Here is a 12,690-nt window from a genome sequence, read left to right as displayed (position 1 = left end):
GAGAAATCAATAACACTTTGATAAAAATAATTTTTCTCATTTGATTTTATCTATCGGATCACACTAAGATTCAAACAAAAAAAGAAAATAAACATTATTTTAACAAAATGCAATCATCACAGATTAAAAGACCGTCTTCATCACAAAATATTGCAACAACATCCAGTAATAGACGGTTATGTCATGAATGAATGTGTCAAAAACAGTATTACTCAACTCGAAAAAACAAGCAGTTAAATAAATAATGGAAAGATTTTTAGTGAAAAATAGAAAAGCTTTTATTAACTAACCATACTCTTTATTGGATGTCTGTTAATTATTTTTCACTTATTTTATCATAAAATATATTACCAAAATTTACTTAACAAATAATTTCGTAAAAGTTAAATAAATATTTAAAATATTCTCTAATACTTTTTTGATAATCATTATCAAAAAACTAATAGCTGAATGGTGTCAGCTTGCTGTTTTCATGATCTAAATCACTATTCAAAAATCCTCCGATGATAAGCTGTGTCCAAAAGCCATTCTCAGAAAAAACACATAAACCATTTTTAACAATATGAATTAATAAAGTTTTTTAAGGTAATTGGCAGTATTTATGCAAGTATGTTAGTGACGAATTTCACGACATGACTTTCAGTCACAATAATCGAACAACCAATTCCCTGAAAAAATTTAACTTTCATTAGGAGTAATCTTTATGGCTGTCACTCAGGTTGCTGAACTGAACGAATTAGTTGCTCGCGTGAAAAAAGCTCAACGAGAATTCGCCAGCTTTTCACAGGAACAGGTTGACCAAATATTTCGTGCAGCTGCTTTTGCTGCTGCTGATGCCCGTATCCCGCTGGCGAAATTAGCTGTCTCTGAATCGGGAATGGGGGTTGTAGAAGATAAAGTAATCAAGAACCATTTTGCTTCTGAATACATTTATAACGCCTATAAAGATGATAAAACCTGTGGAATTTTATCTGAGGATGATACTTTTGGTACGATCACTATAGCGGAGCCTGTCGGTATTATTTGTGGTATTGTTCCGACAACCAACCCAACCTCAACCGCCATTTTCAAGGCGCTTATCAGCCTGAAAACCCGTAACGGTGTTATTTTTTCTCCACACCCACGAGCTAAAAATGCCACAAATAAAGCAGCAGAGATCGTTTTACAAGCGGCTGTCGCTGCTGGTGCACCAAAAGACATTATCGGCTGGATAGACGAACCGTCTGTTGAGCTCTCAAATGCGTTGATGCATCACCCTGATATTAATCTCATTCTGGCAACTGGCGGTCCCGGAATGGTAAAAGCCGCCTACAGCTCAGGTAAACCCGCTATCGGAGTTGGGGCAGGTAATACCCCTGTTGTGATTGATGAATCAGCTGACATCAAACGGGCTGTTGCATCGATTTTAATGTCCAAAACTTTCGATAACGGTGTGATATGTGCTTCTGAACAATCTGTTATTGTGGTTGACAGCGTTTATAAACAAGTCCGTGAGCGCTTTTCCAGTCATGGAGGTTATATCCTACAAGGAAAAGAACTGAAAGCAGTTCAAAATATTATTTTGAAAAATGGCAGCCTGAATGCCGCAATTGTCGGTCAACCAGCCGTCAAAATAGCAGAAATGGCAGGTATCAGCGTTCCCGAAAATACAAAAATTCTTATTGGTGAAGTGACAATCGTGGATGAAAAAGAACCATTCGCCCATGAAAAATTATCACCTTTATTAGCTATGTATCGGGGAAAAGATTTTGGAGATGCCGTCGGAAAGGCAGAAAAATTAGTTGAAATGGGGGGAATTGGTCACACCTCTTCACTTTATATCGACCAAGACAATCAAGCTGCCCGTATTAAATATTTTGGCGATAAAATGAAAACGGCCCGTATCTTAATTAATACTCCTGCATCTCAGGGTGGTATTGGCGACCTTTACAATTTTAAACTCTCTCCTTCCCTGACGCTCGGATGCGGTTCTTGGGGCGGAAACTCCATTTCAGAGAACGTCGGGCCAAAACATTTGATTAATACCAAGACTGTCGCGAAAAGAGCTGAAAATATGCTGTGGCATAAGATCCCTAAATCTATCTATTTCCGTCGTGGCTCATTACCGGTTGCTCTGGAAGAAGTCGCAACGGATGGTGCCAAACGAGCCTTTATCGTGACAGATTCTTTCTTATTTAATAATGGTTATGCCGATCAAGTCATCAGGGTCTTAAAATCTCATAATGTAGAAACAGAAGTATTTTTTGAAGTTGAAGCTGACCCTACTTTAAGTATTGTCCGAAAAGGTGCTGAGCAAATGCGTTTGTTCAAACCAGATATCATTATTGCTCTCGGTGGTGGCTCACCGATGGATGCAGCCAAAATTATGTGGGTAATGTATGAGCATCCTGAAACTCATTTTGAAGAATTGGCATTACGCTTTATGGATATTCGGAAACGTATCTATAAATTCCCGAAAATGGGTATAAAAGCAAAAATGGTCGCTATTACAACCACCTCGGGTACTGGCTCAGAAGTCACACCTTTTGCTGTTGTGACTGATGATATCACCGGTCAGAAATATCCATTGGCGGATTATGCAATAACACCAGATATGGCTATCGTCGATGCAAACCTTGTCATGGATATGCCCAAATCATTATGTGCTTTTGGTGGCTTAGATGCCGTCACCCATGCGCTGGAGGCTTATGTGTCTGTTTTAGCCAATGAATACTCTGATGGGCAGGCTTTACAGGCGCTAAAACTGCTGAAAGATTTTCTCCCTGCCAGCTACCTGCAGGGGGCCCAAAACCCAGTAGCCCGTGAACGTGTCCATAATGCCGCAACTATCGCCGGGATCGCTTTTGCCAATGCCTTTTTAGGTGTCTGTCATTCTATGGCTCACAAACTTGGTTCTGAATTCCATATTCCACACGGATTAGCAAACGCTCTGCTTATCTGTAATGTAATACGTTATAACGCCAATGATAATCCAACTAAACAAACTGCATTCAGTCAATATGACCGTCCTCAGGCAAGACGCCGTTACGCTGAAATTGCAGAACATTTAGGATTAAGTAAAACGGGTGACCGCACCGCTACTAAAATTGAAAAACTGCTGGCATGGTTAGAAGAATTAAAATCTCAACTTAATATTCCAGACTCAATCCGTGCGGCCGGAGTTCAGGAAAGTGATTTTCTGGCAAAAATTGATAAACTCGCAGAAGATTCCTTTGATGATCAATGTACCGGTGCAAACCCTCGTTACCCGCTAATTGCTGAATTAAAACAATTGTTGCTGGATTCTTTCTATGGACGTAAGTTTATAGAATCGCCCATATCACAGGAAGGCGCTAAAATTGAAAAATAATAAGAAATAATAAACTAATGTAATCTAAAAGGCATCAGTATATATCTGATGCCTTTTTATTAATTCATTTTTCTAATTTAATCGTATTACTCATACAAACGGACTATATCTGTTCAGCTTTTTTGGCTTTAGCTTCATGAATGACGTCATAATAGTGCCTACGGCACACTGAGACATATTTTTCATTACCACCAATATCTACCTGTGCCCCATCATAAACAACATTCCCATCGCAGCCAAAACGCAGTACACGACTTGCTTTTCTTCCACAATGGCAGATTGTTTTCAGTTCAACTAATTTATCCGCCCAGGCAAGAAGATATTGGCTGCCTTTAAATAACTCTCCCTGAAAATCTGTCCTTAGCCCATAACAGAGAACAGGAATATCATCGTAATCAACAATTTCACAAAGCTGCTCAACATGTTCTTTTGTTAAAAACTGACACTCATCAATCAAAATACAATGAATCTTTTCTGCATCATTTTCACGTCTGATAAGCTCAGCAATATTAATGTCTGGTGAAAACAGTAAGGCATCCGCAGATAGCCCAATACGGGAACTTACCTTCCCTTTTCCAAATCGTGTATCTATTTCTGCTGTAAAAATCAACGTCCTCATTCCTCTTTCGTTATAGTTATAGGAAGACTGTAATAATGAAGTTGATTTTCCTGCATTCATAGCAGAATAATAAAAATAAAGCTGAGCCATTGGCCCGTCCGTCCTCTTGTCAAATTTAATCAAGCAATATATCCCCGCAAGTTTACCACAAACTTAACTCAAGGTTATCCTTTGTTATTGACCAAATGGGATATGAGAGAAAAACGAAATGAAAGTAAAAGACATATTTTTATGATAGTCATCACAGTTGTGCATATAAAATCAGCACGATAAGCACTTACTGCATGACAAATGAACAAAATTAATATCAGAAGTAAATATCGATTTTATATTCCACAATTTGCATATTAATAATCAAAACGGTTTACTTTTACTCGATCTACATCGCTATAATCATAACCAGTGGATTACCCATAAAAAAAATTTCATCTCACACTTGAAAACCAATTTATTTTCAGATGAATAGTTAGCATATCTTACAGATTGACTATAAATTAGTTTTATATGTCTAAGTTAATCCTTGAGCAGCTTTGAGTAATCTACGTCTAACCGTTATCGAGAAATGATAAATCCAATAGTAGAATTAAAACACAATATATCGATTATCAAAAAAATTGCATTTTAAAAATGGATCTTTTAGCCTTAGAAAGTAAATTCACTATTGCAGAAAATAAAATAGCATTCTATTATTATCCATACATCAGCCATCATCATTATAATTTGAGACCAGGACAATGAGCGAAAATTTAAAATCCCTAAATAACATCCGTACTTTGCGCGCACAAGCAAGAGAATGTGAACTTGCTACTTTAGAAGAAATGCTGGAAAAACTGACGATTGTTGTTGAAGAACGTCGTGATGAAGAAAGCCAGGCTCGTGCTCAAATAGAAGAGCGCACACGTAAACTTCAAGAATACCGTGAAATGCTGGAAAAAGACGGTATTGAATTAAGCGATTTAGTAGACGCTTTAAGTGGTAAAGCTTCTGGTAAATCTAAGCGCGCTACTCGCCCAGCTAAATATTCATATATTGACGAAGGCGAAACTAAAACCTGGACTGGCCAAGGCCGTACCCCAGCTGTAATCAAAAAAGCAATTGAAGAAGAAGGCAAGAATCTGGAAGATTTTCTGATCTAATCAGTTACTTTGTCGTCTAATAACAAAAATACCCTATGAAGGGTATTTTTGTTTTATGGTTAATAAACTTAACTAAGTTAATTATGGGCTGATGTACGAACACAACCGATTATATGCTCTTTTGCATTCTCGGTGTGAAAAAAACAATTTAACATTAACTTGGTTTTTTATTAACATAGAATTAAAAAAGGAGCTAATAGCTCCTTTTCTTATTATTAGACTGATGTTAAGACATCTGATAAAAATCCAGATACCAATCAACAAATTGTTTCACACCCTCTCTTACTGGTGTATTAGGAGAAAAACCAATTTTCTCGTACAGCGCACTGGAATCCGCACAAGTAGACAGAACATCGCCGTCCTGAATTTCCATAAAGTTTTTCGCTGCTTTTATCCCTAATGAAGCTTCAATAGCTTCAATAAAATCACCCAATTTTGTTGGCTGGCCATTGCCAATATTATAAATACGATATGGCGCTGAGCTAGCAGAGACTTGACCAGTTTCAACTGACCAATCTTTATTAGGTTCGGGAATAATAGCCTGTAATCTGATTATAGACTCGACGATATCATCAATATATGTGAAATCCCTTACCATATCTCCATGATTATAAACATCAATAGGCCGCTCCTCTAACATCGCTTTAGTAAACTTAAATAAAGCCATATCAGGACGTCCCCACGGACCATATACCGTAAAGAATCGTAAACCTGTGGTTGGTAATTTATAAAGATGTGAATAACTGTGAGACATTAATTCATCAGCTTTTTTGGTCGCTGCGTATAAAGAGACCGGGTGATCAACCGAATCATCAGTAGAAAATGGTTGTTTTTTATTTAACCCATATACTGAGCTTGAAGATGCATATAATAAATGCTCAACATTGTTGTGACGACACCCTTCAAGAATATTCATATGACCAACAATATTGGCATCAATATATGCCATTGGGTTCTGTATTGAATAACGAACACCCGGTTGAGCCCCTAAATGGATAACTCTCTGAAATTGGTGCTTAGTAAACAATTCAGCGATCCCGGCTCTATCAGCTAAATCTAGCTTTTCAAATTTAAAACCGGGATGAGGGAGTAATAAATTTAATCTTGCCTGCTTCAAATTAACATCATAATAATCATTGATGTTATCAATGCCGACAACTTCATATCCCATATTCAATAACCGCTGGCTTACATGAAAACCAATAAAACCAGCGGAACCTGTTACTAAAAATTTCATATCACAACTCAAATAACTGGATTGATAGAGTCACCACGGCCAATGCCATAATATGTAAACCCTCTGGCTTGCAAGCGTTCCGGATCATAAAGATTACGCCCATCAAAAATAACCGGAGTATTAAGCGAGTCTTTTATAAGATCAAAATCAGGTGCTCTAAAGTTTTGCCACTCTGTGCAAATAATAAGAGCATCAGCACCTTTTAAGGCCGCTTCTTTTGTTCCCATCAAAGCAAGATCATCACGCTGCCCATAAATACGCTGAGTTTCCTGCATTGCTTCCGGATCATAAGCCTGTATTTTAGCACCACTTTCCCATAAGGCTTCCATCAATACCCGGCTTGACGCTTCTCGCATATCATCGGTATTAGGTTTAAATGATAGTCCCCATATGGCAAATGTTTTACCAGATAAATCGGTCCCAAAATGATGTTTAACGAAAGAAGGTAGTTTTCTTTTTTGTTTTTCGTTAACCAACTCAACTGCCTGTAAAATCTTTGGTGTATAGCCAATCTGCTCTGAAGTACGAATTAGTGCCTGGACATCTTTTGGAAAACATGAACCACCGTATCCACAACCCGGATAAATAAAATGATATCCAATACGTGAATCAGAACCAATCCCCTGACGTACATGTTCAATATCAGCGCCCAGCATTTCTGCCAGATTAGCAATTTCATTCATAAAGCTAATTTTGGTAGCTAGCATGCAATTAGCTGCATATTTTGTCAGTTCTGCACTACGAATATCCATAACTATCATGCGGTCATGGTTACGATTGAACGGCTCATACAGTTCTCTCATAACTTCAACCACACCATCGTCATCACAACCAATGATAATACGCTCAGGACGCATGCAGTCAGCAACTGCAGCTCCCTCTTTCAAAAACTCAGGATTGGATACGACATGATATGGAATACTCACCCCACGTTCAGCCAAAACTGTCTGCATCACAGCTTTGACTTTATCCGCGGTACCTACAGGGACAGTTGATTTATCAACCACCACTTTATGACTATCCATATTTTCTGCGATGGTACGGGCTACGGCAGTGACATATTGTAGATCTGCTGAGCCATCTTCATCAGGAGGTGTTCCGACAGCGATAAACTGTAATTTGCCATGTGCTACACCAGCTTTGGCATCTGTCGTAAAATTCAGACGCCCTTGTGCATAGTTTTTCTTAACCAGAGGTTCCAACCCCGGCTCAAAAATAGGGATCTGCCCATTTTTTAGGTTTTCAACTTTTTTTGCATCAACATCAACACAAAGTACGTCGTGCCCTACCTCAGCAAACACAGTTGCCTGGACTAAGCCAACGTAGCCAATACCAAATACAGTTACTTTCATCTCACATCCTAAATTACCAATAGATTATTTTTCAATCTGATTCTGCAAAGTCATAATCCAGTCTTTAAATAATTCTCCCAATTGCTTATGCTTCATTCCATATTCAACAAACGCCTGCATATAACCCAGTTTATTACCACAATCATGGCTACGGCCTTTTAAGTGATATGCTTCAACCGGCTCTTTTTCCATCAGCATAGCAATAGCATCAGTAAGCTGGATTTCATCCCCTGCACCCGGCGCAGTTTTTGCTAATAGTGGCCAGATTTTTTCAGATAGTACGTAACGACCTACAATGGAAAGATTCGATGGTGCCTCTTCAGGTTTAGGTTTTTCAACAACACGGGCAATCGGCTTACTGTCACCAGGTTGTAAATTTTCCCCGAAACAGTCAACAATACCATAGTCAGAAACGCTTTCATAAGGAACTGGCTCGACTAGTATCTGACTCGCACCATTCTCGTTAAAACGTGACAACATTTCGCTCAGGTTGTATTTCGATAAATCTGTGCTGTATTCATCCAAAATAACATCAGGCAGAATAACGGCAAACGGTTCATCCCCAATCAGTGGCTTAGCGCATAACACTGCATGCCCCAACCCTTTTGCAATCCCCTGACGGGTTTGCATGATTGTCACATGGCTCGGACAAATAGACTGAACTTCATCCAATAGCTGACGTTTGACCCTTCTCTCCAGAATTGCTTCCAGTTCAAAACTGGTATCAAAATGATTTTCTATCGAGTTTTTGGATGAGTGTGTAACCAGAATAATCTCGTTAATTCCTGCTTTAATACATTCATTAACAACATATTGAATCAGCGGTTTATCAACCAGAGGCAGCATTTCTTTAGGAATAGCCTTGGTAGCTGGTAACATCCTAGTTCCCAAGCCAGCAACTGGGATCACAGCTTTATTCACTTTGTTATTTGTGACTGACATTACATTGTCTCCTATGGCTATTTGTTGCGAAAAACTCCTTTTTGCAGTTTAAACAATAGCACCAACTCTTTAAAAAAATGTATGTATCAAAAATTGAATATGTGAAAAGAATCACATACTAAAAAATAGCGCGCAAGAGTATATCAGCTAACTTAACCAGATATACAGTTAATGGAAGTTTAATTATGTTTTTTATATGACAATACATAACATTACCGTAGCAAATATACATACAAGGTACATGTATCTAACAAGTATCCGTTTTATTATAGCGAAAGTGGGCATAAGAGATGTCTCGATAATATAGACAGCTATGGCTAGTTGCACTCTGGGCAAACATTGCGACCAAGCTCTGTATTCAGGTATTATCAGATAGATTATTGCTAGTTATATTCCTACACACCCTTACAGTATTGTTCACATAAACAACAACTTTTTTAATTCACCGGAGTTATTTTGACAACAATATGCCCCTGCGGTAGCAGCTTATCTTTCGCACACTGCTGCAGCCCCTATCTTGATAATCATCGCCCTGCCCCAAATGCTGAATCTCTGATGCGTTCCAGATATAGCGCTTATGTAACAAAAAATATTGATTATCTTATTGCAACCTGGCATCCCGACTGTAAAGCCGAAACCTGGCGCTCAGAAATAGAACAAAGCTTTGTCGGTGTCGAGTGGCTGGGGTTAAATGTGATCAGCGCAGATAAAGGTCTACATAATGACGAAGCCTATGTCGAATTTTCAGCTTGCTTTATTGAACAGGCAAAGCAAGATAGACAACTGATACATGAGCGCTCCCGTTTTTTACGCATTGAACAGCATTGGTTCTATATTGATGGTATTCGCCCTCAAACTGGACGCAATGACCCGTGCCCATGTGGTTCAGGAAAGAAATATAAAAAGTGCTGTAGTTAAAAACTATAAATTTCAAACAAAATCATTCACACAGTAAAAAATTTGAGGTTACATTATTCATGCAAAACGCAATCATACAAAAAAAAATCTTGCGTACTATTTGTCCTGATTCCAAAGGATTAATCGCGAAAATCACCAATATTTGTTATAAGCATCAATTAAATATTGTTCAGAATAGTGAATTTGTTGACCACCTAACTGGCCGTTTTTTCATGCGTACAGAGCTGGAAGGTATCTTCAATGATGAAACATTTCTGACTGACCTAGATGATGCCCTTCCTACCGGCTCTAGCCGTGAGTTAAATACAGCAGGCCGACGCCGTATTGTTATCATGGTAACAAAAGAAGCTCACTGTATTGGTGATATATTAGTAAAAAGTGCTTACGAAGGCTTGGATGTGGAGATAGCCGCAGTTATCGGTAACCACACCACTCTGCAATCATTAGTTGAGCAGTTTGGTATTCCATTCCATCATATCAGTCATGAAGGTTTAAGCCGGGAACAACATGACGAAGCGCTAATGGCTCAGATTGATCAATATAATCCCGATTATGTTGTACTTGCTAAGTATATGCGCGTTTTAACACCTGCATTTGTTCAGCATTACCCGAATCAAATTATTAATATCCATCACTCATTCCTGCCTGCATTCATTGGAGCCCGTCCTTACCATCAAGCCTATGAGCGTGGAGTTAAAATCATTGGCGCTACTGCACATTACGTCAATGATAATCTGGATGAAGGCCCTATCATCACTCAGGATGTAATTAATGTGGATCACGGTTATACGGCTGAGGACATGATGCGGGCAGGACGAGATGTTGAGAAAAATGTGCTGAGTAAAGCATTACACTCTGTTCTTTCTCAGCGAGTATTTGTCTATGGCAATCGCACTGTGATCTTATAATGGAATGAAATTTGCTCTCAGGGATTAAATAACCAGCACTTGATAGCTGATTTTTAAATATTTACTTTACAGCGGCGGTTCATTTGATATGATTCCGTCCGCTAACAACAACAGCATACAATTCAAAATCTGGTGGGGTTCCCGAGCGGCCAAAGGGAGCAGACTGTAAATCTGCCGTCACAGACTTCGAAGGTTCGAATCCTTCCCCCACCACCATCTAATGATAGAATCTTAATCTACCAATAAATAGAAAGCCCAATTAATTCCCAGAGGGAAGGATGAGAATCTTCGACCAAGGTTCGAATTGAGCGTAGCGAAATAACAGTACGCACAGCGTATTGGCCCGTAGGGTGAAGAACAAAGTGACGAATCATCCTTCCCCCACCACCATCTAATGATAGAATCTTAATCTGCCAACAAATAAAAAAATCCAATTAATCCCCAAAGGGAAGGATGAGAATCTTCGACTAAGGTTCGAATTGAGCGTAGCAAAATAACAGCACTCAGCGCACTGGTCCATAGAGTGAGGAAGCTCGGTGATAAATCATTCTTCCTCAACACCATCCAGATAATCCGTTTATTAGCTATCACATTACTCAAGTAAAATTGCTTCCTGCTTCAATAAAGAGCAATTTTCACGAGTTTCGTTAGGGAATATATTGAAATTATTCGGCTATATTCAGATAAGCGCAATGAAATCACGATATGTGCGGCATTCTTAGCTGCGAGATAAAAAAATGTAAGGTGAGTATAAATCGTAGTAGCGCGTCATCCTTCCCCCACCATATTCAAAATTATATTCCATTATTTGCATTTACTGTCAAAGCTAACAGATATATTGCTTGGGGGAAGAACCATCTAATTTACTCAATGAGTAAATGAATATTGTAAAATTGGCGTGCTCACAGAACACCAATAGCGGAGCTCTGGAGGATCTGCAATTCGCTCCGCTTATGCAATCGGTTACTCCATATCACTAACAGAATCGATAAAACGATTCAACACGCTTGAGTGTGATTTAGATTTATAGACGTAACACTGATTAACTGCATCAGCTCGTGAAATTGGAATAAAACCCAAACTTTTTCCTTCCTCTAATGCACCAGAACGGGCATCTGTAATAAAAATATAATCTTTAGACTGAATAAAATTAAGACAACACTCCATATTGTCCATTTGTCTTATATTAGCCTTTTCTCCATTTTTCTGCATATCCTCTTCTAAATTCTTTATAAAATCACTTTTATAGAGAACTGGATCGCATAACCATGTTTTATTTTTCAATAGCTGAGTTAAATCACCATTGGATTCATCAATTAATTCCTGACGACAACAAACGCCTAAATTCTGGCCTTCAATTTTTCGCACCAGACTGAATCTATCACTGAGGATTTTTTCAGAACTTAGGATTATGGTATTTCCCTCATAATCAACTATTTCATCTATGTTATCATAACTGAATCGTAATATATTAACTTGAGCATTATTTCTATCTGCAGCTTTATACAGCGAAATCAGGTGCCTATCTTTCCCCCAATCATAGTAGATATTAACACTATTACAAATAGTCCCACTAAAGTGTTTCTTTGTAATTTCTTTTTCTTTCAAATAAAGTTCTTTTAAGTCATTATATAGTTCCGCTCCGTCTTTAGTCAGTATCATCCCAAACTTCTCCCTTTTAAATAAGCGCTTTCCTAACGTCGCCTCAAAGTCTTTAATTGATTTAGCGACTGGGGGAGTCGTACGGTTCATCACTCTTGCCGCTTTGCTTAAAGAACCCATTTCCACCACCGCCATGAATGCTTCTAATTTACGAGAAAAAAACATAATTCACCGTTCCTATGTAACTTGTGGCTAAAATAATATCCTTGAAATGGCCTTCTCATCAGGTAACCGCTAAATCAAACTTGATATTGTGAAGGTATAATTTTGTACAATAAAAATAGCTATTTTTCAAATGGCATTTATATGAAATGCCAGCCCCTGATGCAAAAATGCGGTTCAGATGAACTATATTATTCACCTGTATCATGATGAATATTCCATCGTGAATGTAAACCATTAATAAATATAAACATGGCCTACAGGTTCAATTTTCTATCAGAGATTGATTAACTCTTCTACTTTTTCATTAATTATTTTTTGTAACGCGTGACATAGAATAAATTTCAAGAATAAAAAATCTCACCTGAAAACATAATATCGAATGTGAATATAACAGAGCATTAC

Annotated in this window: 9 protein-coding genes, 1 tRNA gene and 2 other RNA genes; 7 read left to right on the top strand and 5 right to left on the bottom strand. The window is 38.1% G+C overall.

Annotation, left to right across the window (positions count from 1 at the left end):
* Window positions 1-703 precede the first annotated feature (703 nt).
* A complete protein-coding gene (gene adhE, locus AACX38_RS01325) occupies window positions 704-3,349 on the top strand; it encodes a bifunctional acetaldehyde-CoA/alcohol dehydrogenase (RefSeq protein WP_228865581.1) in 2,646 nt (881 codons plus the stop codon).
* 103 nt (window positions 3,350-3,452) lie between these two features.
* Here adhE and AACX38_RS01320 read toward each other — a convergent pair whose 3' ends face one another.
* Window positions 3,453-4,058, bottom strand: a complete 606-nt coding sequence (locus tag AACX38_RS01320; protein WP_228865580.1) for a thymidine kinase — start codon at window positions 4,056-4,058, stop codon at window positions 3,453-3,455.
* A gap of 644 nt (window positions 4,059-4,702) precedes the next feature.
* Here AACX38_RS01320 and hns point away from each other — a divergent pair.
* Entirely contained in the window at window positions 4,703-5,104 is a 402-nt protein-coding gene (hns, locus tag AACX38_RS01315; protein ID WP_099121490.1) for a histone-like nucleoid-structuring protein H-NS, read from the top strand.
* A 226-nt stretch (window positions 5,105-5,330) separates the two neighbouring features.
* Here hns and AACX38_RS01310 read toward each other — a convergent pair whose 3' ends face one another.
* The 3 genes from AACX38_RS01310 to galU are packed head-to-tail and all read right to left on the bottom strand — an operon-like array spanning window position 5,331 to window position 8,635.
* Window positions 5,331-6,341, bottom strand: a complete 1,011-nt coding sequence (locus AACX38_RS01310; RefSeq protein WP_228865579.1) for an NAD-dependent epimerase — start codon at window positions 6,339-6,341, stop codon at window positions 5,331-5,333.
* A gap of 8 nt (window positions 6,342-6,349) precedes the next feature.
* The gene (locus tag AACX38_RS01305) at window positions 6,350-7,693 is read right to left on the bottom strand and encodes a UDP-glucose dehydrogenase family protein (protein WP_099121492.1); all 1,344 of its coding nucleotides are present in this window, start codon (window positions 7,691-7,693) and stop codon (window positions 6,350-6,352) included.
* Window positions 7,694-7,717: 24 nt separating this feature from the next.
* Window positions 7,718-8,635 (bottom strand): UTP--glucose-1-phosphate uridylyltransferase GalU, encoded by a 918-nt coding sequence (gene galU / locus AACX38_RS01300; RefSeq protein ID WP_228865578.1) that lies wholly within the window; start codon window positions 8,633-8,635, stop codon window positions 7,718-7,720.
* Between the two features lie 456 nt (window positions 8,636-9,091).
* Between galU and AACX38_RS01295 the strand changes: the two genes are divergently transcribed.
* The 5 genes from AACX38_RS01295 (at window position 9,092) to AACX38_RS01275 (ending at window position 11,024) form a co-directional block, all read left to right on the top strand.
* A complete protein-coding gene (locus tag AACX38_RS01295) occupies window positions 9,092-9,553 on the top strand; it encodes a YchJ family protein (protein ID WP_228865577.1) in 462 nt (153 codons plus the stop codon).
* Between the two features lie 59 nt (window positions 9,554-9,612).
* On the top strand, window positions 9,613-10,461 hold the full coding sequence (gene purU / locus AACX38_RS01290) for a formyltetrahydrofolate deformylase (protein ID WP_099108093.1): 849 nt from the start codon (window positions 9,613-9,615) through the stop codon (window positions 10,459-10,461).
* A 131-nt stretch (window positions 10,462-10,592) separates the two neighbouring features.
* Window positions 10,593-10,677 (top strand) — tRNA-Tyr (locus AACX38_RS01285).
* A 41-nt stretch (window positions 10,678-10,718) separates the two neighbouring features.
* A non-coding RNA gene (locus AACX38_RS01280) (RtT sRNA) lies at window positions 10,719-10,851 on the top strand.
* A 42-nt stretch (window positions 10,852-10,893) separates the two neighbouring features.
* Window positions 10,894-11,024: non-coding RNA, RtT sRNA (locus tag AACX38_RS01275), on the top strand.
* A gap of 400 nt (window positions 11,025-11,424) precedes the next feature.
* On the opposite strand, the gene AACX38_RS01270 is transcribed toward AACX38_RS01275, so the two are convergent.
* Entirely contained in the window at window positions 11,425-12,288 is an 864-nt protein-coding gene (locus AACX38_RS01270; RefSeq protein WP_099108094.1) for a LysR family transcriptional regulator, read from the bottom strand.
* Between the last annotated feature and the right edge of the window lie 402 nt (window positions 12,289-12,690).

This window comes from Xenorhabdus sp. PB30.3 (assembly GCF_963895965.1).
Classification (GTDB): domain Bacteria; phylum Pseudomonadota; class Gammaproteobacteria; order Enterobacterales; family Enterobacteriaceae; genus Xenorhabdus; species Xenorhabdus stockiae.
The sequence above is the reverse complement of the archived record's forward strand: the minus strand, read 5'-3'. Positions and strand labels throughout refer to the sequence as shown.

Coding starts and splice junctions, on each gene's coding strand:
- adhE (WP_228865581.1), top strand. CDS start 704: ATGGCTGTCACTCAGGTTGCTGAACTGAACGAATTAGTTGCTCGCGTG.
- AACX38_RS01320 (WP_228865580.1), bottom strand. CDS start 4,058: ATGGCTCAGCTTTATTTTTATTATTCTGCTATGAATGCAGGAAAATCA.
- hns (WP_099121490.1), top strand. CDS start 4,703: ATGAGCGAAAATTTAAAATCCCTAAATAACATCCGTACTTTGCGCGCA.
- AACX38_RS01310 (WP_228865579.1), bottom strand. CDS start 6,341: ATGAAATTTTTAGTAACAGGTTCCGCTGGTTTTATTGGTTTTCATGTA.
- AACX38_RS01305 (WP_099121492.1), bottom strand. CDS start 7,693: ATGAAAGTAACTGTATTTGGTATTGGCTACGTTGGCTTAGTCCAGGCA.
- galU (WP_228865578.1), bottom strand. CDS start 8,635: ATGTCAGTCACAAATAACAAAGTGAATAAAGCTGTGATCCCAGTTGCT.
- purU (WP_099108093.1), top strand. CDS start 9,613: ATGCAAAACGCAATCATACAAAAAAAAATCTTGCGTACTATTTGTCCT.
- AACX38_RS01270 (WP_099108094.1), bottom strand. CDS start 12,288: ATGTTTTTTTCTCGTAAATTAGAAGCATTCATGGCGGTGGTGGAAATG.